20 protein-coding genes are annotated in these 23,648 nt (G+C 73.2%); 14 read left to right on the top strand and 6 right to left on the bottom strand.

From position 1 onward, the window contains the following. Window positions 1-92 precede the first annotated feature (92 nt). From ACIBQ8_RS10910 to ACIBQ8_RS10920, 3 genes are all read right to left on the bottom strand, one after another. The gene (locus ACIBQ8_RS10910; RefSeq protein WP_397176254.1) at window positions 93-1,421 is read right to left on the bottom strand and encodes a uracil-xanthine permease family protein; all 1,329 of its coding nucleotides are present in this window, start codon (window positions 1,419-1,421) and stop codon (window positions 93-95) included. A 103-nt stretch (window positions 1,422-1,524) separates the two neighbouring features. Beyond that, entirely contained in the window at window positions 1,525-1,734 is a 210-nt protein-coding gene (locus ACIBQ8_RS10915; RefSeq protein ID WP_352363868.1) for an RNA-binding S4 domain-containing protein, read from the bottom strand. 11 nt (window positions 1,735-1,745) lie between these two features. Beyond that, window positions 1,746-3,356: a PucR family transcriptional regulator ligand-binding domain-containing protein gene (locus tag ACIBQ8_RS10920; RefSeq protein WP_397191812.1), complete on the bottom strand. Its 1,611-nt coding sequence runs from the start codon at window positions 3,354-3,356 to the stop codon at window positions 1,746-1,748. Between the two features lie 130 nt (window positions 3,357-3,486). On the opposite strand from ACIBQ8_RS10920, the gene ACIBQ8_RS10925 reads away from it, so the two are divergent. From ACIBQ8_RS10925 to ACIBQ8_RS10960, 8 genes are all read left to right on the top strand, one after another. Further along, the gene (locus ACIBQ8_RS10925) at window positions 3,487-4,335 is read left to right on the top strand and encodes a DUF2877 domain-containing protein (protein WP_397191813.1); all 849 of its coding nucleotides are present in this window, start codon (window positions 3,487-3,489) and stop codon (window positions 4,333-4,335) included. Beyond that, window positions 4,332-5,672 (top strand): FdrA family protein, encoded by a 1,341-nt coding sequence (locus ACIBQ8_RS10930; RefSeq protein WP_397191814.1) that lies wholly within the window; start codon window positions 4,332-4,334, stop codon window positions 5,670-5,672. Before ACIBQ8_RS10925 ends, ACIBQ8_RS10930 begins: the two co-directional genes overlap by 4 nt. After that, the gene (locus ACIBQ8_RS10935) at window positions 5,669-7,060 is read left to right on the top strand and encodes a DUF1116 domain-containing protein (protein ID WP_397191815.1); all 1,392 of its coding nucleotides are present in this window, start codon (window positions 5,669-5,671) and stop codon (window positions 7,058-7,060) included. The genes ACIBQ8_RS10930 and ACIBQ8_RS10935 overlap by 4 nt, the downstream gene beginning before the upstream one ends. 202 nt (window positions 7,061-7,262) lie before the next feature. Further along, window positions 7,263-9,410, top strand: coding sequence for a protein kinase (locus tag ACIBQ8_RS10940; protein WP_397191816.1), 2,148 nt, complete (start codon window positions 7,263-7,265; stop codon window positions 9,408-9,410). 44 nt (window positions 9,411-9,454) lie between these two features. Continuing rightward, window positions 9,455-10,027 (top strand): TetR/AcrR family transcriptional regulator, encoded by a 573-nt coding sequence (locus tag ACIBQ8_RS10945; protein WP_397191817.1) that lies wholly within the window; start codon window positions 9,455-9,457, stop codon window positions 10,025-10,027. Window positions 10,028-10,092: 65 nt separating this feature from the next. Continuing rightward, window positions 10,093-11,283 carry a Cmx/CmrA family chloramphenicol efflux MFS transporter gene (locus ACIBQ8_RS10950; RefSeq protein WP_397191818.1) on the top strand — a complete coding sequence of 397 codons (1,191 nt, stop codon included), beginning with the start codon at window positions 10,093-10,095 and terminating at the stop codon, window positions 11,281-11,283. 15 nt (window positions 11,284-11,298) lie between these two features. Continuing rightward, a complete protein-coding gene (locus tag ACIBQ8_RS10955; protein ID WP_397191819.1) occupies window positions 11,299-12,114 on the top strand; it encodes an MOSC domain-containing protein in 816 nt (271 codons plus the stop codon). Window positions 12,115-12,256: 142 nt separating this feature from the next. Continuing rightward, window positions 12,257-13,465, top strand: coding sequence for an MFS transporter (locus ACIBQ8_RS10960; protein ID WP_397176271.1), 1,209 nt, complete (start codon window positions 12,257-12,259; stop codon window positions 13,463-13,465). Between the two features lie 4 nt (window positions 13,466-13,469). On the opposite strand, the gene ACIBQ8_RS10965 is transcribed toward ACIBQ8_RS10960, so the two are convergent. After that, window positions 13,470-15,044 carry a bifunctional 3'-5' exonuclease/DNA polymerase gene (locus ACIBQ8_RS10965; protein ID WP_397191820.1) on the bottom strand — a complete coding sequence of 525 codons (1,575 nt, stop codon included), beginning with the start codon at window positions 15,042-15,044 and terminating at the stop codon, window positions 13,470-13,472. A 15-nt stretch (window positions 15,045-15,059) separates the two neighbouring features. Next, window positions 15,060-16,547, bottom strand: a complete 1,488-nt coding sequence (locus ACIBQ8_RS10970; RefSeq protein ID WP_397176274.1) for a metallophosphoesterase family protein — start codon at window positions 16,545-16,547, stop codon at window positions 15,060-15,062. Window positions 16,548-16,676: 129 nt separating this feature from the next. Between ACIBQ8_RS10970 and ACIBQ8_RS10975 the strand changes: the two genes are divergently transcribed. Next, the gene (locus tag ACIBQ8_RS10975) at window positions 16,677-17,087 is read left to right on the top strand and encodes a tetratricopeptide repeat protein (RefSeq protein ID WP_397191821.1); all 411 of its coding nucleotides are present in this window, start codon (window positions 16,677-16,679) and stop codon (window positions 17,085-17,087) included. On the opposite strand, the gene ACIBQ8_RS10980 is transcribed toward ACIBQ8_RS10975, so the two are convergent. Beyond that, window positions 17,066-18,640 carry an FAD-binding oxidoreductase gene (locus ACIBQ8_RS10980; RefSeq protein ID WP_397176602.1) on the bottom strand — a complete coding sequence of 525 codons (1,575 nt, stop codon included), beginning with the start codon at window positions 18,638-18,640 and terminating at the stop codon, window positions 17,066-17,068. The two genes, ACIBQ8_RS10975 and ACIBQ8_RS10980, sit on opposite strands and share 22 nt — an antisense overlap. A 31-nt stretch (window positions 18,641-18,671) precedes the next feature. Here ACIBQ8_RS10980 and ACIBQ8_RS10985 point away from each other — a divergent pair, with 31 nt between their 5' ends. The 5 genes from ACIBQ8_RS10985 to ACIBQ8_RS11005 all read left to right on the top strand — a co-directional run bounded on the left by ACIBQ8_RS10985 (window position 18,672) and on the right by ACIBQ8_RS11005 (window position 23,601). After that, a complete protein-coding gene (locus ACIBQ8_RS10985) occupies window positions 18,672-19,181 on the top strand; it encodes a TetR/AcrR family transcriptional regulator (RefSeq protein WP_397176278.1) in 510 nt (169 codons plus the stop codon). Beyond that, the gene (locus ACIBQ8_RS10990; RefSeq protein ID WP_397191822.1) at window positions 19,174-20,661 is read left to right on the top strand and encodes a glycerol-3-phosphate dehydrogenase/oxidase; all 1,488 of its coding nucleotides are present in this window, start codon (window positions 19,174-19,176) and stop codon (window positions 20,659-20,661) included. Before ACIBQ8_RS10985 ends, ACIBQ8_RS10990 begins: the two co-directional genes overlap by 8 nt. Before the next feature lie 110 nt (window positions 20,662-20,771). Further along, complete coding sequence (locus ACIBQ8_RS10995) at window positions 20,772-21,641, top strand: sucrase ferredoxin (protein WP_397191823.1); 870 nt, start codon at window positions 20,772-20,774, stop codon at window positions 21,639-21,641. Between the two features lie 100 nt (window positions 21,642-21,741). Beyond that, window positions 21,742-22,053, top strand: a complete 312-nt coding sequence (locus ACIBQ8_RS11000; RefSeq protein WP_125634885.1) for a WhiB family transcriptional regulator — start codon at window positions 21,742-21,744, stop codon at window positions 22,051-22,053. Window positions 22,054-22,380: 327 nt separating this feature from the next. After that, window positions 22,381-23,601 carry an esterase-like activity of phytase family protein gene (locus ACIBQ8_RS11005; protein WP_397191824.1) on the top strand — a complete coding sequence of 407 codons (1,221 nt, stop codon included), beginning with the start codon at window positions 22,381-22,383 and terminating at the stop codon, window positions 23,599-23,601. Window positions 23,602-23,648: the final 47 nt, after the last annotated feature.

Consider the following 23,648-nt stretch of genomic DNA (forward strand, 5'->3'; position numbering starts at 1 on the left):
ATGCGGCTACACGGGCATGATCTGCCAAATATCCCGCGGTCACCAGAGCGAACCTCCGTACGGAGGAAGTCGCCGGCCGGTCAGAGAGGGGGTTATCGGCCTGTTTCGGGCACCGGTTCGCGGCGCGTGGCGCGCAGCAGGTGGTAGCCGACGAGCAGCACGATCGTGCCGAGCGCGATGCCGCTGAGGGAGAACGTGCTGGTGATCGGGAACGCGACCGGCCCGATGGCGATGATGATGCCCGCGCCCACCGGGACCAGGTTGACCGGGTCGGACAGGTTCACCTTGTTCTCGATCCAGATGCGGGCGCCGAGCAGGCCGATCATGCCGTAGAGGATGGTCGTGACGCCGCCGAGCACGCCGTCGGGGGTCGCGGCCACGAGCGCGCCGAACTTGGGGCACAGGCCGAACAGGATCGCGATGACCGCGGCGATGTAGTAGGCGGCCGTGGAGTAGACCTTGGTGGCCGCCATGACGCCGATGTTCTCGGCGTACGTGGTGGTGGCCGGGCCGCCGACCGAGGTGGCGACCACGGTGCCGACGCCGTCGGCCATGATGGCGCGGCCCATGTAACCGTCGACGTCCGCGCCGGTCATCTCGCCGACCGCCTTGACGTGGCCGACGTTCTCGGCGATGAGCGCGATCACGACCGGCAGCACCAGCACGATCGCCGACACCTCGAACACCGGCCCGTGCAGCGACGGCAGGCCGATCCAGTCGGCCTTGGCGACGCCCTGGAGGTCGACGCGGAAGTGCTCGGTCACCTTGCCGGTGGCGTCGGGGGCCAGGATCCTGCCGCCCACCACGTCCCAGACCCACGACAGGACGAACCCGAAGACCAGGCCGAGCAGCACGCCGATCCGGCCGAGGAAGCCCTTGAAGACCCCGATGAACACGAACGTGGCCGCCATCGTGAGCAGCGCCACCCACGGGTCCTTGGGCCAGTAGACGTCGGCCGCGACGTAGGCCATGCCGAAGCCGATCAGCATCACCACGCCGCCGGTGACGATCGGCGGGAAGACGCGGTGGATGATCCGCACGCCGAGCAGGTGGATGGCCAGCCCGCAGCCGGCCAGCACGACGCCGACGGCCAGCAGCGCGCCGGTGACGGTCGCGTCGCCGCCCCCGGCCGCCCTGATCGCCACCACGGCCCCCACGAAGGACGCGCTCGACCCGACGTAGCTGGGGATCTTGCCCTTCACGATGAGCAGGAACAGGATCGTCGCGACGCCGGACATCATCACGGCCAGGTTCGCGTCGAGCCCCATGACCAGCGGGAACACGAACGTCGCGCCGAACATGGCGATGACGTGCTGGGCGCCGATGCCGACCATCCGGGGCCAGGAGAGCCGCTCGTCAGGCTTGACGACCTCTCCCGGCGTCAGATGCTTGCCGTCGCCGTGCAGCTTCCACCCGAACACCGCGAACCCACCTCAATCTTCCGCCTGAGCAGCGGCGACGTCTTCCGAACCATGTCGGAGAGCACAATAAGGGGTGTCGCGACCATCCGGATACGGCGGGCCGTTATTGCACGTGAATCGTGAACCCGTCGCCGCTCACCACCTGGCCGGTACGGATCTTCGCCGTCTTCCGCAGCTCGACCTCGCCGTCGACCTGGACCAGGCCCTCGGCGATGAGGTGTTTGGCCATGCCGCCGGTCTCGGTGACCCCGCAGTACTTCAGCAGGTCGCACAGCGGGATGTACTCGGAACGCAGTTCGAAATCCAGATCCACGAGCCCCAAGCCTAGATGCCGCGCATGCGCAGCACGTGCAGGGCCAGGGTGAGGTTGAGCCGCAGGTGGGGGTCGTCGGTGAAGTTGCCGAGCAGGCGTTCCAGCTTCCCGATGCGGTAGCGCAGCGTGTTGTAGTGGAAGTGCAGCCGGCGGGCGGTCTCGGCGACGTTGAGGTTGGTCTCCAGGAGCACCTGGAGCGTGCGCCGCAGGTCGGCGTTCTCGGCGTCCTCGTCCCAGGCCAGCGGGCCCAGCGTCTCGCGGACGAACGCGTGCAGCTCGCCGGTGTCGTTCACCAGCGACAGCAGCCGGTAGACGCCGAGCTGGTCGAAGTGGGCGACCGCGCCCGGCCCGTGGAGCTGCCGGCCCACCCGGGCCGCCTTCAGCGCCTGCGCGTACGCCTCCGGCAGCGTCCCGGCCCCGGGGCTCGGCCGCGAGGTGCCGGTCGAGAACGTCGCGGGCGGCATGTCGGCGAACGCCGAGGCGGCGTCCTTGGCCACCCTGGCGGCGTCCAGCGAGGCGTCCACGACGGCGACGACCTCGTGCGAGAACCCGGCCACCGCGCCGCGCGGGTCGTGCCGCCGCACGGCCGCCGTCCAGCAGGACACCAGCCGGTCCTGGGCGCTGCGCTCGTCGCCGTCGGGGTCGAGCTCGGCCACCAGCACGATCACCGGCCGCGCCAGGTCCCAGCCGAACGCCCTGGCCCTGGCGTCGACCCGCTCGGGCGTGCCGGCCCGGCCGGTGAGCACGTCGCGCAGGAAGTCGGCCCGGTACTTGCTCTCGACCGCGTTGACCGCCTCCTGCCGGGTCACGACCAGCGCGGCGACGGTGGCGGCGCGTTCGAGGATGCCGATGTCGCTGTCCCGGATCGCGCCGGTGGCGCTGTAGGCGACGATCCGGCCGTGGTGGTGGCCGCCGGCCAGCACGGGGGCCGAGGCGAACGCCCTGCCGCGGCCCGGCGTCTCGGCGGTCCGCGCGGGCGGCGGGCCCTCGCGGGAGATCGACTCGCGCAGCGCGGCGACGTGCTCGGCCGCCCCCGCGGTGGCCAGGACCTGGCCGGAGCCGTCCACGGCGGCCACGGCCACGTCGAGGAGCTGGGCCACCTCGGCGGCGACCTCGTCGAGCCCGCCGCCGGCCAGCACCACGTGGACCAGCGCCCGGTGCGCCTCCTCGGCGCGGGCCAGCACGGCGGCCTGGCGGTTGAGTATGTCGGTGAGCACCTGGTTGAGGATGTCGTCGAAGCCGACGTCGTTGGGCAGCAGGATGAGCGGGAAGCCGAGCCGGTCGGCCTGCTCGGTCATCTCGGCGGGCAGCTCGTCCACGTACCGGCCGAGCTTGATCGCCAGGGCGGCCAGGCCGCGTTCGTCCAGGTCGGCGACCAGCCGGCCGAGCGACTGCGGCGTGTTGCGCAGCGGGTAGCCGGTGGTCAGCAGCAGCTCGTGCGGCTTGACCCAGGCCAGGATGTCGGGCACCTCCATCACGTTGAGCCGCTGCACGATGCGCCCGAGCCCGCTCTCCCCCGCGATCAGCCTGGCCTCGGCCAGCGTCGAGACGCCGAGCACCTCTCCGACGGAGACGCCGTGGATGATCGTTCCGGTGCTGGCCAGACGCACGGGGGGCTCCATGTGGTGATTGTGACTCCCCAGGTGGTCTGTCAGGAAGAGCCAACCTTCCCGCTGACTGTTGGCAAATTTCTCCGTACGGAGGGTTCCCCGGCCGTTCTACGGTCAGGACCAGGGTCCGATGGGAGGTTCGGTGACCGTCAGTACTCATGCGCGGCGTACCCGGGTCCGCGTGACGGGCGCGGCGAGCACCGCCGTGCGTCCCGTGCTGGAGGCCCCGCGCAGCCCCGCCCGGGTGCTCGCGGCGTTCTCGGCGGGGATATATCTGGAGGTCAGGACCGAGTGCGAGCCTTCGGTGATCGCCCTCATCACCGGCGAGGCGGCCCGGCTGCCCAACTCGGTGCTGCTGGCCACGCCGCTGCCGCAGGTCACCGTGGGTGACGACGCCTCCGTCGGCGACCGCGGCATCGAGCTGGGCTCGCTGAGCCTCGGCGTGCGCCGCTGGTGGGACCCGGCTCCGGCGCTGGGCCCGGTCGACCCGCTGAGCCTGGCCGGCGTCGTCCTGGACGGCCCCGGACGGCCCGGCCTGGCCGGGAACGACGCGGTCGAGCTGCTGGCGCGCAGTTGCGCGCAGGCCCGGCTGCTGGGCGCGGTGACGGCGGCGGAACGGCTCGTGGGACTCGGCCCCGGGCTCACGCCGAGCGGCGACGACGTGCTGGCCGGACTGCTGGTGACGTTGAGACACCTCGGCACGGCGACCGGCACGCGGCGGGCGGTCTGGCTGGCCGACTGGCTGGCGGCGACCGTCACCTACGACGCGCGCACCCGTACGACGCCGATCTCGGCGACGTTGCTGCACTGCGCGGCCAGGGGCGAGGCCAGCCCGGAGGTGACCGGCGTGCTGCGCGGCATCGCCGGCCGGCAGGCGCTCGAACCGGCGCTGCGGCGCCTGCACCGGCTCGGCCACACCTCGGGCGCCGACCTCGCCCAGGGCATCTCGATCGGGCTGGCCTCGGTCCGGGCGTTGAGCGGGCGCCCGTGAGCGACGACCTGATCCAGCTCAGAAAAGGGACGTACCACGACTCCGTCACCTTGATGCGAATAAGTCGGGCGCTGACCGAAATGCCGGGCGTGGAGGTGGCGATGGTGGCCATGGCCACCGAGCTCAACCTCGCCATCGTCCGCGACCTCGGCTTCGAGCCCCCGCCCGCGGGCCCCGGCGACCTGGTCATCGCCCTGCGCGGCGCCGACCCCGCGCGGGCCGTCGAGGAGCTGGACGCCCGTCTGACCGCGCGGGCCGCCACCGCCGCGGCCGCGGGGTCCGGCGAGCAGCCGCCGCTCACCACCCGCTCGGCCGCCAGGACGCCGGCCGACCTGGTCCTGGTGTCCGTGCCCGGCGAGCACGCCTTCTGCGAGGCGTACGACGCCGTCGAGGCCGGGCTGCCGGTGATGATCTTCAGCGACGGCGTGCCCCTGGCCCAGGAGCGGTGGCTCAAGGAGCTGGCCGAGGAGCGCGGCGTCCTGGTCATGGGGCCCGACTGCGGCACCGCCTCGATCGCCGGCGTCGGGCTCGGCTTCGCCAACGTGCTGCGGCCGGGGCCGGTCGGCCTGGTCGCCGCCTCCGGCACGGGCGCCCAGCAGGTGTCCTGCCTGCTCGACTGGGCCGAGGCCGGGGTCAGCCACATCCTCGGCGTGGGCGGCAGGGACCTGTCGGCCGAGGTCGGCGGGCTGGCCACGGCGCGCGCCCTGCGGCTGCTCGACGACGACCCGGCCACCGAGCTGATCGTGCTGGTCGGCAAGCCGCCCGGCCCGGGCGTGGCGGAGGCCGTCCGGGAGGTGGCCGCCGGGCTGCGCACGCCGGTGGTGGAGGCGGTGCTGCCGGAGACCGACCTCACCGAGGCGGCCGGGCGGGCGCTGCGGGCGCTGGGCCGCGGCGTGCCCGGATGGCCGTCGTGGCCGGGCGCGCTGCGCGGGGAGCCGCGGAGCGTCAGGGGCCTGTACGCGGGCGGCACGCTCTGCGCGGAGGCCGCCGCCCTGGCCGGGCCCGGCGAGTTCACCGACTTCGGGGACGACGCCTACACCAGGGGCAGGGCGCATCCGATGATCGATCCGACACTGCGCCTCGAGGCCCTGTCACGGGTCCGGGCCGACGAGGTGGTGCTCATGGACGTCGTGCTCGGCCACGCCGCCGACCCCGACCCGGCGGCCTGGCTCGCGCCGGCGCTCGCCCGTACGCCGGCCACCGTCGTGGTGGCGCTGGTCGGCAGCGCGGGCGACCCCCAGGACCTGCACCGGCAGGCGGCGGCGCTGCGCGGGGCCGGGGCGGCCGTGTTCGTCTCCAACGCCGAGGCCGCCCGCCACGCCCGGAGCCTCCTGTGACCCCGCCCGCCCCGGCGTCGAGCCTGTTGTCGGGGCCACCGCGGGTGATCACCGTCGGCGCGGGGCTGCTCGACGAGGCGCTGGCGGCCCAGGCCGTGCCGACGACGCCGGTGGCCTGGCGTCCGCCGCTGCCCGGCACCGCCGGCGCCCTGGCCAAGGTGCTGGCCGACCCGCGCAGGACGGCCGCCAACGAGCTGGCCGTGCGCAGGCTGACCGGCGCGCGGCCGTACCTGGTGGGCCTGCGGCGGGCCGCCGAGGTGCTGCCCGCGGGGACGTTCCTGCACGCCGGGCCGCCGATCGAGTGGGAGCGCGCCTCGGGCCCGATGCGCGGCGCGCTGATCGGCGCGATGCTGCTGGAGGGCCGGGCGGGCGACGAGCGGGAGGCCGAGGCCCGGCTGGCCGCGGGCGCGGTCGCGCTGCGGCCCTGCCACGAGCACGCCACGGTGGGCCCGATGGCGGGCGTGGTGAGCCCGTCGATGTGGCTGCTCGAGGTACGCGACGAGGAGCACGGCGGCACCGCCTACTGCTCGCTCAACGAGGGCCTGGGCAAGGTGCTCAGGTACGGCGCGTACGGCCCCGAGGTGCTCGACCGGCTGCGCTGGATGGAGGAGGTGCTCGGCCCGGTCCTCGCCGCGACGCTGGCCCGTACCGGCCCGATCGACCTGCGCTCGCTGATCGCGCAGGCCCTGCAGATGGGCGACGAGCTGCACAACCGCAACCGCGCGGCCACCTCGCTGCTGCTGCGCGAGCTGGCCCCGGCCCTCGTGGAGGCCGCGCCCGCGCAGGCGGCGCAGGTGCTGCGCTTCGTCAACGGCAACGACCACTTCTTCCTCAACGCGGGCATGGCCGCGGGCAAGGTGAGCGCGGACGCCGCCCGCGACGTCCCCGGCTCCTCGCTGGTCGTGGCCATGGCCAGGAACGGCACCGACTTCGGCGTGCAGGTCTCCGGGCTCGGCGGACGCTGGTTCACCGGCCCCGCCGGGGTGCCGGACGGCCTCTACCTCGGCGCGTACGGCCCCAAGGACGCCAACCCCGACATCGGCGACTCCACGATCACCGAGACCTCCGGGCTTGGCGGCTTCGCGATGGCCGCCGCGCCCGCGATCGTGCGCTTCGTCGGCGGCGAGGTGGCCGACGCGGTCCGGGCCACCCGCTCGATGTACGAGATCACGCTCGCCGAGCATCCCGCGTACCAGATTCCCGGGCTCGGATTCCGCGGCACGCCCGTCGGCATCGACGTGACGCTCGTCGCCAGGACGGGCATTCTGCCGGTCGTCAACACCGGCATCGCGGGGCGCGTGGCGGGCACCGGTCAGGTCGGCGCGGGCCTGGTGGAGCCGCCCGCGCAGGCGTTCACCAGCGCCTTGATCGCACTCGCCGCTGAGTAAGTGATCAGTTTGAAAAGCCGTATATCTGCAGGTCAGAGCGGCTGTAAAGGCTCTTCGCCTTCCATTACCGATTTTCCGCCGATATCGTGGCGAACCTCATAATGTGCAAGTAGCGCATGGCGCACGGTGACGCGTACGGCGATCCACCGCACGAAGTGGTCACGCTCTGATGTGACGGATGAGGCTGAATGGGGGCGGCAAGATGGCAGCCGACCGCTTGCTCGGCGGGCCCGGCCCGGACCAGGGTGCGCCGGGGGGTGACCCGCAGAGCCAGGGGCGTCTGGTCGGCAGGCGTTACCGGCTGATGTCGCCGGTCGGCAGGGGCGGCATGGGGATGGTGTGGCACGCCCACGACGTGCTGCTCGACCGGGACGTCGCGGTCAAGGAGCTGATCCTGCCGTACGGGCTGGATCAGGCGGGCAAGCAGATGGCCCACCGGCGCATGCTGCGCGAGGCCAGGTCGGCGGCCCGGCTGACGCATCCGGGCATCGTCACCGTCCACGACGTCGTCGAGGAGGACGGCCGGCCGTGGATCGTGATGGAGCTGGTCCGCGCCTGGTCGCTGGAGCAGGCCGTGCGGCAGAGCGGCCCGCTGCCGGTGATCCAGGCCGCCGAGATCGGCATCCGCGTGCTCGACGCGCTCCGGCACGCGCACGCCGCCGGCATCCTGCACCGCGACATCAAGCCGGGCAACGTGCTGCTGACCTCCGACCGCGTGGTGCTGACCGACTTCGGCATCGCCGCCATCGAGGGCGACGTGACGATCACGCAGACCGGGCTGCTCATGGGCTCGCCCGCGTACGTGCCGCCGGAGCGGCTGTCCGGGCAGCCGATCGGGCAGGCGGCCGACCTGTGGTCCTTCGGCGCGACCCTGTACGCGGCCGTGGAGGGGCGGCCGCCGTACGAGGGGCCGGACGCGATCGCGGTGCTGGGCGCGGTGCTCACCCAGGAGCCGATCAGGCCGCAGCGGGCCGGGGCGCTGCTGCCGGTGATCGAGGGCCTGCTGCGCAAGAACCCGGCCGAGCGGCTCACCGCGGAGCAGGTCGCCGACCTGCTGGAAGCGGTGCTGCGCGCGCACGGCTCGGCCCGTCCGCGCCCGCCCGAGACGCTGCCGGCCGAGTCGGAGCCGACGCCGCTGGGGATGCTGCCGCCGCTGGAGCACCCGTCCGGGCCGATGCCGTCGCGCATCGTGGAGACCCCCTCCGGGCCGGTGCGGGTGCCGTACGACCCGCTGGCCGGCCCGGCCGGCGGGTACGCGATGCCGCCCTACGACGGCCTGTCGAGCCCGTCGGGCAGCCATCGCACCGAGCGGCTCCCGTCCCCGGCCGACGGCTTCGACGCCTTCGGCGGCCCGTCCGGCCCGCACCGGATGGAACCGCCCGCCGCGGACCTCGACGACCTCGACGACCTCGGCGCGCCCGTCCCGCCCGCGCCGCAGCCGATCCTGCCGCTGACCACGGACAGCAGGGCGGCCGCCGTCCCGGCCCCGTGGCCGCTGGCCTCGGCCGACGAGCTGCGCGAGCACTCGCGCGACCTGTCGCACGACATCAGCCACAGCCGTCTGGCGACCCTGCCCGGCTCCGGCGCCGGGGCGCGCACCGGCCCGTCCGGCACCGGCTCCACCCGGGCCGGCTCCTCGCGCACCGGCTCCACCCGGACCGGTTCCCCGCGCGGCGGCCCCTCGCGCAACGGCCCCTCGCGGGCGGGCACGAGCCGCCGCAGGGTCCAGGAGGGCGACGGGCCCTGGATGCGCGGAGGCCGGCCCACGCCGTTGCTGATCGCCGGCGCGGTCGCGGGCGTGGCCGTGGTGATCGGCGCGATCGTGGTCATCCTGTCCGGCGGCGCGCCGCAGGTCTCGCCCGGCACGCAGTCGGCCGCCGCCACCAGCCAGGCGCCGCGGAAGAGCGGGCCGTCGCCGGTGCCCGACGGCTACAAGGAGCACACCCCGCCCGGCTTCGCGGCGGCGGTCCCGGACGGCTGGAAGCTGGCCGCCTCGGGCGACGCGGCCACCTTCACCGGCCCCAAGGACTCCGGCACCCGGATCGTCGTCGAGCAGGCCGCCCCGCAGGCCGACGCCCTGGCCGAGCTGAGCCGGCGCGAGGCCGACGGCGGCGTGGAGGGCTACATCCAGGTGCAGCTCCAGGCCACCGACTACCGGGGCTGGAAGGCCGCCGACTGGGAGTACACCTACACCTCCAAGGACGGCGTCCCGATGCACGCCCTGACCCGGTACGTCACGCTCGACGACAAGACCGCCTTCACGATCTCGTTCGACATGCCCGAGCTGAAGTGGGACGACCAGGCCGGGGCCCGCAAGACGTTCCTGGACACCTTCCGCCAGACCACCTGACCTATATTGCACTGATCATTCCAAAACGTGCTAGCGTGCTCGTCATGGCACGACCACGGACGTTCGAGGAGGACCGCGCCGTCGAGGCCGCCATGCGCGCGTTCTGGGACGCGGGTTACGAAGGCACCTCGACCCAGGACCTGTGCCAGGCCACCGGCCTCGGCCGCAGCAGCATCTACAACACCTTCGCGAGCAAGCGCGACCTCTACGAGCGGGCCCTGCGCCGCTACCAGGAGGAGCGCACGTCCGCGCTGATCGAGCTCATGGCCTCCGGCCTGCCCGCCATGGAGAAGATCCGGACCGTGCTGTGGCAGGCGGTCGACCCCGAGGCCGGCGACCCGGCCGGCTGCCTGGTGGTCAACGCCCTGGTGGAGCTGGCTCCGCACGATGCGGAGATCGCCGTCCTGCTGCGCCGCGACGGCGAGCGGCGGGTGGAGGCGCTGCGGGGCGCGATCGAGCGCGGGCAGGCCCTCGGCGAGATCGGCGCGGACAAGGACGCCCTGGCGCTCGCGCACTTCGTCGTGGCCACGGTCAGCGGCCTGCGCGTCGCGGCCCGGGGCGGGGCGGGCCGGGCGGTGCTCGAATCCATCGCGACGACGGCGCTGACCGCTTTCTGACCCTTCCCGGCCCCCTTTTCGTGTCCGAATTTTGTACTGAGCGTTCTAAAACTGGAGGAGTTCTCATGCCATTGGCGGTGTTCATCCTGGGGCTGGCGATCTTCGCCCAGGGCACCTCGGAGCTCATGCTGGCCGGACTGCTGCCGGAGATGGCCGCCGACCTGGGCGTGTCCGTCCCCGACGCGGGGCTGCTGATCTCGGCGTTCGCGATCGGGATGCTGGCAGGAGCGCCGGTCCTGGCCGTCGTGACGATGCGCTGGCCGCGCCGGACCGCGCTGCTGACGTTCATGGCGGTCTTCGCGCTGACCCACGTCGCCGGGGCCCTGACCACCAGCTACGGCCTGCTGTTCGCCACCCGCGTGGCGGGCGCCTTCGTCTACGCCGGGTTCTGGGCGGTCGCGGCGTCCACGGCGGTGGGCCTGGTGCCGCCGAACGCCAGGGGGAAGGCGATGAGCATCGTGGCGGGCGGGCTGACCGTGGCCACCGTCGTCGGGCTGTCCCTCGGCACGGTCATCGGCCAGCACCTCGGCTGGCGCGCCGCGTTCTGGGCCGTGGCCGCGCTGTCGGCGCTGGCGGCCGTGGGCGTGCTGGCCACGATCCCCGGCGGCCGGCCCGAGCGGGAGGCCGCGCCGGGCGTCGCCGAGCAGCTCCGCTCGATGCTGAGCCCGCGCCTGTGGCTCGCCTTCACCACCACCGCCGTGGCGACCGGCGCCCTGCTGGTCTCCTTCAGCTACCTGAGCGCGATGCTCGTGGACACGACCGGCATGCGGGCCGCCTGGGTGCCCGCCGTCCTGGCGCTGTACGGGGTCGGCGCGGTGATCGGCATCACGATCGGCGGGCGCACCGCCGACGCGCGCCCCTTCCCGACCCTGTACGCGGGCATCGCCGGGCTGGTCGTGACCTCGGTCCTGCTGGCGCTCGCCGCGCCGGTCGCGGTGCTGGCCGTGCCGCTGGTCCTGCTGCTCGGCGGGTTCGGCTTCGCCACCAACCCGACGCTGAACACCCGCGTCTTCACCCTGGCCAAGGACGCCCCCACGATGGCCGCCGCGATGAACGTCTGCGCCTTCAACGTCGGCATCACCGTCGGCCCGTGGCTCGGCGGGCTGGCCATCGGGGCGGGCGCCGGATACCCGTCCGTCGGCTGGATCGGCGCCGTGCTCGGCGTGGCGGCCCTGGGCGTGGTGGCCCTGTCCGCCCGTCCGGGGCGGGAGCCGGTCGCCACGGCCCACCGGGCCGAAGCCGTCCCGAGGGCGTGAGGTACGGTCCTGGCCATGGAACTGGCGAGCATCCACTTCTATCCCGTCAAGTCCACCGCCGGGCATGACGTCCATGAGGCCGAGGTGCAGCCGTGGGGGCTGGCCGGCGACCGGCGTTACCTGGTGACCGACGGCCAGGGCGGCCAGCTGACCGCCCGCGAGCACCCCTTGCTGCTGAGCTGCGTGGCGCAGCTCGACGGCGACGTCCTCACGCTGACCGGCCCGCACGCGCCCCCGCTGCGGGTCACCCCCACCACCACCAGGACCGTCGTGGACGTCTGGCGCACGCCGGTCGAGCTCACCGACTGCGGCGACGACGCGGCACGCTGGCTGTCGGAGCTGATCGGCCGCCCGGCGCGGCTGGCCTGGCTCGACGACCCGACCCGCCGTCCGGTCAACCCCGAGTACGGCCTGCCCGGCGACCGGGTGAGCCTGGCCGACGGCTACCCGCTGCTGCTGACCACGACCGCCTCACTCGGCCGGCTCAACGACTGGATCGCCGAGACGGCGGCCGAACGCGGCGAGGAGGTCCCCGCGCCGCTGCCCATGCACCGCTTCCGGCCCAGCGTGGTGATCGGCGGGGTGGAGCGGCCGTTCGCCGAGGACGAGTGGAAGCGGCTGCGCATCGGCGGGGTCGCCTTCCGGGTGACCAAGGGCTGCGACCGCTGCGTGCTGACCACGATCGACACCGCGACCTACACCAAGGGCAAGGAGCCCATCAGGACGCTGTCCCGCCACCGCAAGTGGGACGGCAAGGTCTGGTTCGGCATCAACCTGATCCCGGACGCCCCCGGCACGATCACCGTGGGGGATTCCGTCACCATCCTCTAAAAAAGGCACCTTTCCCAATAGAAATGGATGCCTGTCCTCTTTGGGGGGATGTCGGGGGCTATGCGAGACTTCACAGGTGACCAGCGCCCCCACGAAAACCCCCGTCTCCCTGCCTGACCTCGTCAGCGTCCAGCGTCGAACCTTGCTCGTCCTGTCCGCCGCGCAGATCGTGGGCGGCGTGGGGGTGGCCGTCGGGCTGGCGCTCAGCTCGGTGGTCGTGGACGAGCTGTCCGGCTCGACCGTGATCAGCGGGTTCGCCGGGACCGCGACCGTGCTCGGGGCGGCGCTGCTCGCGCTGCCGACCGCGCGGCTGTCGAGCCTGGGAGGCCGCCGGGCGGGCCTGTCGCTGGCCTACCTGGCCGCGCTGGCGGGCTGCGCGATCTCGGTGGCCGCGATCAGCCTGGGCAACTGGCCGCTGCTGCTGGCCGGGCTGGTGCTGGTCGGCGGCGGCAGCGCGGGCAGCCTGGCGGCCCGCTACTCGGCCACCGACCTGTCGCCCCAGGGCCACTCGGCCCGGCACCTGTCGCTGGTGGTGTGGGCCTCGACCGTCGGCTCGGTCGCCGGGCCCAACCTGGCCGAGCCCGCCGACCGGATGGGGATCGGGGCCGGGCTGGCGGCCAAGGCGGGGCCGTTCGCGTTCGCCGCGCTGGCGTTCGCCGTGGCGCTGGTGATCATCATCGGCGGCCTGCGCCCGGACCCGCTCAAGCTGGCCCGCGAGCTGGACGGCGCCCCCGAGCCCGGCCCCGGCCGCCAGCGCACGATCAGGACGGGCCTGCGCACGCTGCGCGAGACCCCCATGGCCCGCCGCGCGCTCGTCATGATCGCGGTGGCCCACACCGCGATGGTCTCGATCATGTCGATGACCCCCGTCAAGCTCCACCACGACGGCTCGAACCTGAACGTCATCGGCCTGGTGATCAGCCTGCACATCGCCGGCATGTACATGTTCTCGCCGGTCGTGGGCTGGCTGGCCGACCGGGCGGGCAAGGTGCCGGTGCTGGTGCTCGGCTCGGCGCTGCTGCTGGCCGCCGCCGTCCTGGCGGGCACGGCGGGGCACCGGGTGTGGCAGGTGACGACGGCCCTGGTCGTGCTCGGGCTCGGCTGGTCGTGCGGGCTGGTCGCCGGGTCGGCGCTGGTCACCGAGTCGGTGCCGATCGACCGCCGGCCCGCCGTGCAGGGCCTGTCGGACCTGCTGATGAACGTCTGCGGCGCCACCGGGACGATCATCGCGGGCGCCATCGTCGGCATCCTGTCCTACGGCGTGCTCGGCCTGGTCGTCGGCGTCATGGTCACCCTGGCCGGGCTCTGGCTGGTCTCGGCCCGGTACCGAGACCGCGCCGTCGCGGCCTGAACGCTCACTTCGCGTCGGCGTAGCACCCCACGGCGACCGTCTCCATCGGGAAGCGCACGGGGGTCGAGCCGAACAGCAGCCTGCTCGCCTCGGCCGCCGCCGCCGTCACCGCCGCGCCGACCTCCTGCGCCTGCTCCAGCGGGCAGTGCACCATGACCTCGTCGTGCTGGAAGAACACCAGCCTGGCGGGCTCGGGCAGCAGCCCGCGCAGCACCGCCAGCAACGCCAGCGCCCATTCGGCGGCCGTGCCCTGCACCACGAAGTTCCTGGTGAACCTGCCCCGGTCGCGGGCCGCCCGGCCGCCCTCCGGGCCGGACACCAGTTCCTTCCACCGCCCGGACGGCGGCGGGCTGGTCCGCCCGAGCCACGACCGCACCAGCCGGCCCTCCTCCCCGGCCTTGGCCGCGTCCTCCACGAACTGGTACGCCTTGGGGAAGCGCTGACGCATGACGGCCAGCAGCTTGGAGGCGTCGCCGCTGGTGCCGCCGTACATGGCGGACAGCATCGCGATCTTGGCGTTGTCACGCTCGCCGCCGAACGACTGCGCCAGCGCCGAGTACAGGTCGATCTCCCCCGCCGCCCTGGCCAGCCCGCCGTCGCCGGCCATCGCGGCCAGCACCCGCGGCTCCAGCTGGGCCGCGTCGGCGACGACCAGCGTCCATCCCTCGTCGGCCACCACGACCCGGCGCATCACCTTGGGGATCTGCAGCGCGCCGCCGCCGCTGGTCGCCCACCGGCCGGACACCACGCCGCCGACGACGTACTCGGGGCGGAAGCGCCCGCCGCGCACCCACTGGTCGGCCCAGACCCAGCCGTGGAAGCTGTAGAGCCGGGCCAGCTCCTTGTAGGCCAGCAGCGGCGCGACGGCGGGATGGTCGATCTTCTTCAGCTCCCACGACCGGGTCGTCTTCAGCGCCACCCCCGCGCCCTTGAACGCCTTGACCAGCTGCTGCACCGAGTCGGGGTTGACCGGGCGCCCGAAGGCCGCCGCCACCTCGTCGGCCAGCGCCTGGAGCTTGACCGGGCGCATGCCGTGCACGGGCCGCGGGCCGAGCATGTCCGTGAGCAGCGCGTCGTGCACGTCCCGGCGCCAGGGCATGCCCTCGTGCGACATCTCGGCCGCGACCAGCGCGCCCGCGGACTCGGCGGCGACCAGCAGCCGGAAGCGGCCCGGCTCGGGCAGCTCCTCGATCCGGCGGAGCTGGTCGGCCAGCACCTCGGCCACCGCCTCGGCCCCCAGCGGCTCCGGCGCGAACAGCGTGCCGGGCACGCTCGGCTGGTCGTCGGGCACCGGCAGGCCATGCAGCCGGGCGTGGGCGGCCCGCGCCGAGCGCGGCTCGCCGTAGCGGCCCTCGTGGGCGAGCAGCAGCCCCTCGGTGAGCGCGAGGTCGTGGCAGCGCGCGACGCGCACGCCCTGCTCCAGCAGCGGCGGGTACGTCTCCCGCGTGTCGGCCCAGACCCACCGCGGCCCGCCCCCGGCCTCCAGCTCCCGCACCGCGGACGCCGGATCGGCCGCGCGCCGGGCCGTTCCTCCGACGGGGAGCACCGTCTCCCCCGCTACCACGACATACACGCACATAAGGGTGCCAAACGACTACGACAAATCGATGTGCACCTCGTCCTCCAGCGGCGGCCGGAGCTCCTGCTCCAGGCAGCCGGTGGCGGCGAAGCAGCGCAGGGTCAGCCGGCCGGGGGTGACCGACGCGTGCAGGAACTGCTTGAAGAACGGCGGCTGGTCCCAGTCGGACAGCTCCGACAGGAAGCGGTGGAACACCTTGTCCACCGGCAGCCGGAACGGCCACGGCCAGGCCCCGAGCAGCCGCGCCGCCCAGCGCATCCGCCGGGTGACCGTGACCGCGCCCTCGACCGGCCGGGCCGGGCGGTTGCCGATCTGGCTGGACATGATGCACACCGCCTCGTCGGGGGTGAGGCAGAGCCACTTCATCCGCAGGCGGCGGGCGTAGAGCTGGCTGTAGAAGGACAGCGAGTCGCCGCGCAGCGGGTAGCACTTGAAGTCGTCCTCGGCCACGCCTGCGACGTCCACCCTGCCGATGATGTGGGTGGCGTGCATGAAGGCGCCGCCGCCGCCGGTCACGATGTACTGGATCACCCGGTCGCCCACCTTGACCGGATAGCGCTGGTAGTTGTGCACGTCTCCGCCGATGGCCGCGACGTACCGGTGGGCCGGGTCGCGCACGATGTCATCGATCGTGCCGCCTTCCTCCAGCGGTGACGGCTTGTGGACGTTGCCGGTGTAGATGGGCTTCCCGGTCACCAGGATCTTCGGCCGCGGGTCGAGCGAGACGCGGCGCAGCCAGGCCGTCTGGGCCTTGTCGATCACGTTCTTGATGCCGGTGTCCACGCCCACGATCAGCAGGCTGTCGCTCTCGATCGCCCAGTACGGCGCCGGCTGCGCGGCCTGCTGGGCCGGCCGCCCCCGGAGCCTGCGCGCCTCGGCCAGCCTGCCCTCGTCGATCGTCTCCGGCCTGCGCCACAGCAGCCCGCGCAGCCCGCGGTCCGGCTTCGGCTTGAGCGGCGGGGCGTCGCAGAAGACCCGCATGAAGCCGCCGAGCCCGTCGTACCAGTCGTGGTTGCCGGGGATCGCGTAGATCGGCGCGTCGTAGTCCTTGTACGGGCGGAAGAACTTGTCCCCGTACTCGTTGCCCGACCCCGTCGGGTAGATGACGTCGCTGGCGATGACCGCGAACGAGGTGTCCTGCCCGAGCCTCAGCATCCCGGGGACGACGGCGTACTGGGAGGCGTCGCCCTCGCCGGTGTCGCCCAGAATGAGGAAATTGAAATTTCCCCCGACGCCGGGCTTGATGCGAAATTCCGGATCTATCCCGCGGGCTTCCTGAGCCGCGATCCACCGTTTCCGCACCTCCCCCGAAGGGTCGCCGAACAAGCTCGCCAGGATCTCGTTCCTGGACAACCAGAGCGTGCCTAAATTCAGCCAGGTGAATCCGCCCTTGTCCGGTCTGAGCTGGGCGAACGTCCCCGGTTGCGCACAGGACCAGCCGGCCCCCGCCTCCGACACCCGTGACGAATGCTGCTTCCCGCGCTCGGCCGCGACTTCCACCATGACCACATCTTTACCGGCATCCACCATTCGCGCACACTCCACGCTCCGTACTCCCGGAAACACAGATGGTGCGGCATGGTGTAACCTCACGTCCCCAAGCAAGCCCTTGGGACGCGGAGGTGGGCTGCCATGAACCGGAACGGCCCGGACGACGCGACCCGGATGGGCAGCCCCGACGCGGCGGCCGTGCAGGCGTTACTCGCCTACGCCCTCACCCTCCCCCGGCGGGGCGGCCGGGGCGTCGACCGGGCGCTGGAAGCCGTCGCCCAGAGCCGGGCGCTGGCCGCCCGCTCCCCCGCCGAGCACACCGGCCTGCTGACCCACTGCCTGCGCACCACGGCCAGGCTGCTGCTCGACCGCTCCCGCGCCACCGAGGCGCTGCCCATGGCGCAGGAGGCGGTGGCGCTCAGCCGCGGGCTCGGCGGCGGCCACCTCGCGGTCTCCCTCTACCGGCTGGCCGAGGCGTACGAGGCCCTCCACCGTTACAGCGACGCCGCCGAGACGCTGGCGGAGGCCGATCAGATCCCCGGCGGCGACTGAGGGACGAGCACCCCCGGGTTGAGGATCCCGGCCGGGTCCAGCCGCTCCTTGACGGCCTGGAGCACGCCCACGCCCAGCGGGCCCAGCTCCGCGCCGTAGGCGTCCCGGTGGTCGCGGCCCACCCCGTGGTGGTGCGAGATCGTCCCGCCGGCCTCGACGATCGCCGCGTTCACCGCCTCCTTGGCCCGCTGCCACTGCTCGACCGGGTCGCCCTGCTGCGGGGTCACGACGGTGAAGTACAGCGAGGCGCCGGTCTCGTACACGTGCGAGACGTGGCACATGACCAGCGGCGAGCCGAGCGCGCCGAGCAGCGCCAGCCGGACGGCGTCGTACAGGCGCGGCAGGTTCGACCAGAAGCCGGCCGTCTCCAGGGTCTCCACGGTGGCGCCCGCGCCGAGCAGCGAGTCGCGCAGGTAGGGCGCGGAGAAGCGGCCGTGCTCCCACGCCTGGCCGGGCTCGGGCCCCAGCGGCTCGCCGCCGTGCCGGGCCAGGACCGCGGCCGCCGCGGCGTGCCGGTGGCCGATCCAGTCGCCCTCGACGCCGAGGATCACCAGGCAGCCGGAGCCGCCGCCGCCGATCGCGTCCGGCCGGGCCAGGCCGATCATGGTCTCGGTCTCGTCGGAGAGCCGCAGCACGGTGGGAAGCGGGCCTTCCTGGGCGAGTGCCCGCACGGCGGCCGTCCCCGCTCCGAACGACTCGAACCGCCAGCCCTCGTAGCGGCGTTCGGCCGGCCGCCTGCGCACCCGCAGGCGCAGCGACGTGATGACGCCGAAGGCCCCCTCCGAGCCCAGGACGAGCTGGCGCAGGTCGGGCCCGGCCGCGGACTTGGGCGCGCGGCCCAGCTCCAGCGTCCCGGACGGCGTGGCCAGGGTGAGGCCGACGACCATGTCGTCGAAGCGCCCGTACCCGGCCGAGGCCTGGCCGCTGGAGCGGGCCGCGGCGAAGCCGCCGAGCGTGGCGTACTCGAAGGACTGGGGGAAGTGCCCCAGCGTGAGGCCGTGCTCGGCGAGCAGCCGCTCGGCCTCGGGGGCGCGCACGCCCGGCTCGAAGTCGGCCACCATCGACTCGGCGTCGACCGAGCGCAGCCGGTCGAGCCTGCCCAGGTCGAGCGCGATCACGCCGGTGAAGCCGGCCCGCGCGGCCACCAGCCCGCCGACGACGGAGGTGCCGCCGCCGAACGGCACGACCGCGACCCGCTCGGCCGCGCACAGCCGCAGCAGCTCCGCCACCTCCTCGTGCGAGCCGGGCAGCACGACCGCGTCGGGGGCGTCGGAGCCGTCTCCCGCGCGCATCCGCAGCAGGTCGGGCGTGGACTTGCCGCGCGTGTGCCGCAGCCTGGCCTCGTGGGAGGTCAGCACGTGGGCGGGCCCGGTGACGGCCGCGAGCGCGGCCAGCACCGGCTCGGGCAGCGCGACCGGCGGCAGCCGGACCTCGTCGATGGCGGCGGCCGGACTGTCGGGCGCGCGCACGCCGAGCAGGTCGTGCAGCAGCTTGCGGATCTGTTCGGGCAGCTCGCGGGCCTTGGCGGGGTCGCCCCAGCCACACCACAGCATGGGTTCACCGGTCACGCATACACTGTGACACATGACGTCGAACCGTCACAACGAGGGTGTACTGGACGCGGCCCGCGCGTGCGTGCTGGCCTACGGCGTGCGCAGGACCACGCTCACGGACGTGGCCAGGCGGGCGGGCGTGTCGCGGATGACGATCTACCGCCGCTGGCCGGACGTGCGCTCGCTGGTCGCCGACCTGATGACGCGGGAGTGGGTCGCGGTCGTGTCGGGGCTCGACCTGGCCGATCCGGTGCCCGCGATCGTGGCGGGCGTGCGCGGGCTGCGCGGGCACCCGCTGTGGCGCAAGATCGTGGAGGCGGACCCCGAGCTGCTGCTGCCCTATCTGCTGGACCGGCGGGGAGCGAGCCACGAGGCGGTGCTGGCCCTGCTGGAGCCGGCCGTCGGCGGGCCGGCCAGGGCGCGGGCCGTGCTGCTGGTCGCCCAGTCGTTCCTGCTGTCGGCCCCCACGATGCTCGACCCCGTGACGCTCGACGACCTGGACGCCGAACTCGCCGCCCTGCTGGAGGCCTACCTTGGATAGCTCGCTGAACGCCCGCAGAAGGTCGTACGAACTGGGCGTGGTCGCCGCCGAGCGGCTGGACGTGCTGGTGGTGGGGCTCGGCGCGACGGGAGCCGGCGCGGCCCTCGACGCCGCCTCCCGCGGGCTGAGCGTAGCGGCGATCGACGCGCACGACCTGGCTTTCGGCACGTCGAGGTGGAGCTCCAAGATGGTCCACGGCGGGCTGCGCTATCTGGCCAAGGGCCAGGTGGACGTGGCCTACGAGAGCGCGGTCGAGCGCGGCATCCTGCTCAGGACGACGGCCCCGCACCTGGTCAAGGCCCATCCGTACCTGCTGCCGCTGACGCCGGCGGTCTCCCCGCGCCAGGCCGCCCTGGTGATGACCGGCTACCGGCTCGGCGACGGGCTGCGGACCGCCGCGCGCACGCCGCGCCGCCTGCTGCCCGGCCCCACGCGGCTCGGCGCGGCGCGCGCCCACACGCTCGCGCCGGTCCTGGCCCGCGACGGCCTGCGCGGCGGCCTGCTGTCGTGGGACGGCCGGCTGCTCGACGACGCCCGCCTGGTCGTGGCGCTGGCCAGGACCGCCGCCGGTCACGGCGCCCGCGTCCTGACCCGCTGCCGCGCCCTGCGGCTCACGGACGAGGGCGCCGAGGTGCGCGACGAGCTGACCGGCGAGCGGTTCACCATCCGGGCCAGGGCGGTGGTCAACGCGACCGGCGTGTGGGCGGGGCAACTCGACCCGGCGGTGCGGCTGCGGCCGTCCCGGGGCAGCCACCTGGTGCTGGACGCCGGGACGCTGCCGGGGCTGATCGCCGGCATGCACGTGCCCATTCCCGGAGAGAGCAACCGATTCGCGCTCGTACTCCCCCAGGGCGACGGCCGCGTCTACGTCGGGCTGACCGACGAGCCGGTGGACGGGCCGGTGCCCGACGTCCCCGAGGTGCCCGCCGAGGACGTCACGGCGCTCCTGGAGGTGCTGAACGGCATTCTGGAGACTCCAGTGACCCCTGAGGCGGTCGCGGGCGCGTACGCGGGCCTGAGGCCGCTCCTGGCCGCCGACGGCCGCACGTCCGACCTCTCGCGCCGGCACGCGGTCCTGTCGGACGGCGGCGTGGTCACGGTCGTCGGGGGCAAGCTCACGACGTACCGGCGCATGGCCGAGGACGCCGTCGACCGGGCGATCTCCCTCAAAGACCTCAGCGCCGGACCGAGCCGGACGAGGCAGATCCCCCTGGTCGGCGCGGGGCCCCAGCCGGACGGCGTGCCGCCCCGGCTGGCCGAGCGGTACGGCAGCGAGGCCGCGGCGGCGTACGAGCTGGTCAAGGCCCACCCCGAGGAGGTCGGGCTCGGCCTGACCAAGGGCGACCTGCTCTGGTCGGTCCGGCACGAGGGGGCGCTCGACGAGGCCGACCTGCTGGACCGCAGGACCAGGATCGGCCTGGTCGCCGCCGACCGCGACCGGGCGCTGCCCCCGACACGCGACGTGCTCGGGATCGGGTGACCCCGGCCCCAAACCCGCCGATGCGTTAGGTTATCCTTACCTAATTCTTCGGGAAGGGGGAGGCGTTGGCGAGGGGATGCGAGCATCCGGCGGGCTGCCACACGGGAGCCATGCCCACCCTGGCCAGCGCCACCGCGGGAGCCCGGCTCTGGCTGCTCGTCGAGTACGCCGGCCCGTGGCCGTCCCACCTGGAAAACTTGCAACTTCCTGAAGAAATCTCCGAACTCGTGCGCGGAGCGCTCGAACGCGGTATCAGGCCCCAGCTCATCCGGCGTCCGGGCAGGCGAACCCGCCAGCGGGACCAGGGCATCCGTGTGCTATTGGCCTACGCGGCGGGCGACCGCCCCTGGTTGGCCAGTGGCGTCGTCGCAGGTCCGGACGATCTTGACCTGGACGCCTTCGTGGCCGGAGTGCTCCCGGAGTCCTGCATACTTGAAGACGAGCCGGTATTTCTGGTCTGCACGCACGCCAAGCGCAATGCGTGCTGCGCCCGCATTGGACTACCCCTCGCTCGGTCGCTGGCCGAATCTTTGCCGGACAGAGTGTGGGAAACGTCACACGTTGGCGGCGATCGCTACGCCGCCAACCTCGTGTGCTTGCCACACGGAATTTTCTACGGCAGCATGTCTCAGGCTGCTGCACTGGCAGCGGCTAACGCGTACCGGTCGGGCGAGGTCATTCTCGACCGTCTCCGGGGGCGCGCAGGCATCCCTGAGCCATTGCAAGCCGTCGAGCATTTTGCCCGAGCCCATACGGGAGAGTGCTCCGTCGGCGCAGTGGCCGTGGAATCCTCCAGGTCGGACGGCGACGTCACCGAAGCAGTCGTGCGCTGCGGAGACGTCCGGTTCCAGGTTGTGGTTGAGCCATCGGCGTTCACAGCGCCGTGTGGTACGGCTTGCGCCGAGACGATCACCACCTACCGGCTGGTTTCGCTGGACAGGCTCACGCCTGTGCGGTACGCCACGCCCGCCCTCGCCTGACTAGGGAACATCACGGCCCGTCCTTGCGTTGGAACAGTGACGCCAAAAGCGTCCAATGCGGCTCAATTACCGAAATACCTCTCACGAAGGTGGTTTTCTCATGTCTCAGGTACGTCGGCAGCTCGCCCGCCCGCGCCCCAGCTGGGGTTGGCAGGATGATGCCGCGTGCCGGGGTGAGGATCTCGTGCTCTTCTTCGGCCCCGACGGGGAGCGGCAGCCCGAGCGTGACGTACGTGAGCGGAAGGCCAAGGCGATCTGCGCCGGGTGCCCTGTCCGCAACGAGTGCCTAGACTACGCGCTGTCCCGGCCGGAGAAGTACGGCACGTGGGGCGGTCTCAACGAGGACGAGCGCGCCAGCGAGCGTCGCCGTCGCATGCGCCGCGCCGCCAGCGCCGGCATCTCCGCCGCCTGACACACCTCGGCAGCATCAACGATCATCGCGTGATCACTCAGTTGTCCCGATGAACCGGAGCCTGGCCTTCCATGCCCAGGCTCTGGCGAACCCGGTCGGGGCAACTGCCTGATCAGGCCCGAGATCGTCATCCCGCACAAAGCATCGCCCGGCCACCCCCGCCCGATCCAGGGCAGGGGTGGCCGTCGCGTTTCCTGCGGTGCACGCTTTTCGTCTGGGAATGTGCGCAGGTCACCCGGTTCGGGCCTGTCCGATTCCTCCGTGAGCGTCCCTAAAGGTCGTCTCATGTTCGGAATGCCGTCATGTGCCGCCTCTAGCGTGCCCGCCATGAGACGCATCACCACCCTGACGTGCGCGGCGGCCATGGCGCTCGCCCTCGCCGCCCCGGCCACCGCCGCCACGGCGGACCCCGCCCGGCCGCAGGACCGCGGTCCCGCCGCCTTCGGCCGCGCCACGCTGACCGGCTTCGCCGCGCTGCCCGCGCAGACCTACGTGCCCGGCAGCGAGCCGTCGGGCTCCCTCCTCGGCGCCGCGCCGGTCAACGGCGTCACCCCGCCCTTCCCCGGCCAGCCCGTGCAGGGCTTCAGCGGCATCGCCCGCCGCCACGACGGCACCTTCGACGTGCTGTCCGACAACGGCTTCGGCAACAAGGCCAACAGCGCCGACTTCCTCCTGCGCGTGCACCGCGTCAAGCCGGACTTCGCCGCCAGGACGGTCGAGGTGCTCGGCGGCTTCAACCTGACCGACCCGCGGGGGCTCGTCCCCTTCGCCCTGACCCGCCAGGACCGTACGCTGACGGGCTCCGACTTCGACGTCGAGTCGATCGTGCGCGCGACGGACGGCACGTACTGGATCGGCGACGAGTTCGGCCCGTTCCTGCTGCACTTCGACCGCAAGGGCCGGCTGCTCGACGCCCCGATCGAGCTGCCCGGCGTCAAGGCCCCCGAGAACCCCTGGCTGAACGGCGCCCAGCCCAACCTGGCCAGTTCCAAGGGCTTCGAGGGCATGGCCAGGTCGGTGGACGGCCGCCGGCTCTACCCGCTGCTCGAAGGCACGGTGACCGGCGACCCCGCGGGCACTCTGCGGATGAACGAGTTCGACCTGCGCAAGCGCACATACACCGGGCGCACGTGGACGTACCGGCTGGAGGACCCGTCGCACTCCATCGGCGACGCCGTCGCCGTGGACGCCGACCGCTTCCTGATCATCGAGCGGGACAACCTCCAGGGCGACGCGGCCAAGGTCAAGCGCGTCTACCTGGCCGACACGCGCGACCGCGACCACGACGGCGCCCTGGACAAGACGCAGGTGGCCGACCTGCTCGACCTGGCCGACCCGCGCGGCCTCGGCGGCACGTCCGGCACGTTCAGGTTCCCGTTCCAGACCATCGAGGACGTCGTCGTCCTCGACGACCGCACCCTGGGCCTCCTGGACGACAACAACTTCCCCTTCTCCAGCGGCCGCACGCCAGGCCGTCCCGACGACAACGAGTTCATCACCGTCCGGCTCTCGCGCGGCCTTCAGGCTGATCCGCGAATTTTCCGGTAGAAGCATGTAGAGAAGCGTGGGACGGCTCCGACCTCCTGCTGACAAGA

It is taken from the genome of Nonomuraea sp. NPDC049646 (assembly GCF_044465525.1).
Classification (GTDB): Bacteria; Actinomycetota; Actinomycetes; order Streptosporangiales; family Streptosporangiaceae; genus Nonomuraea.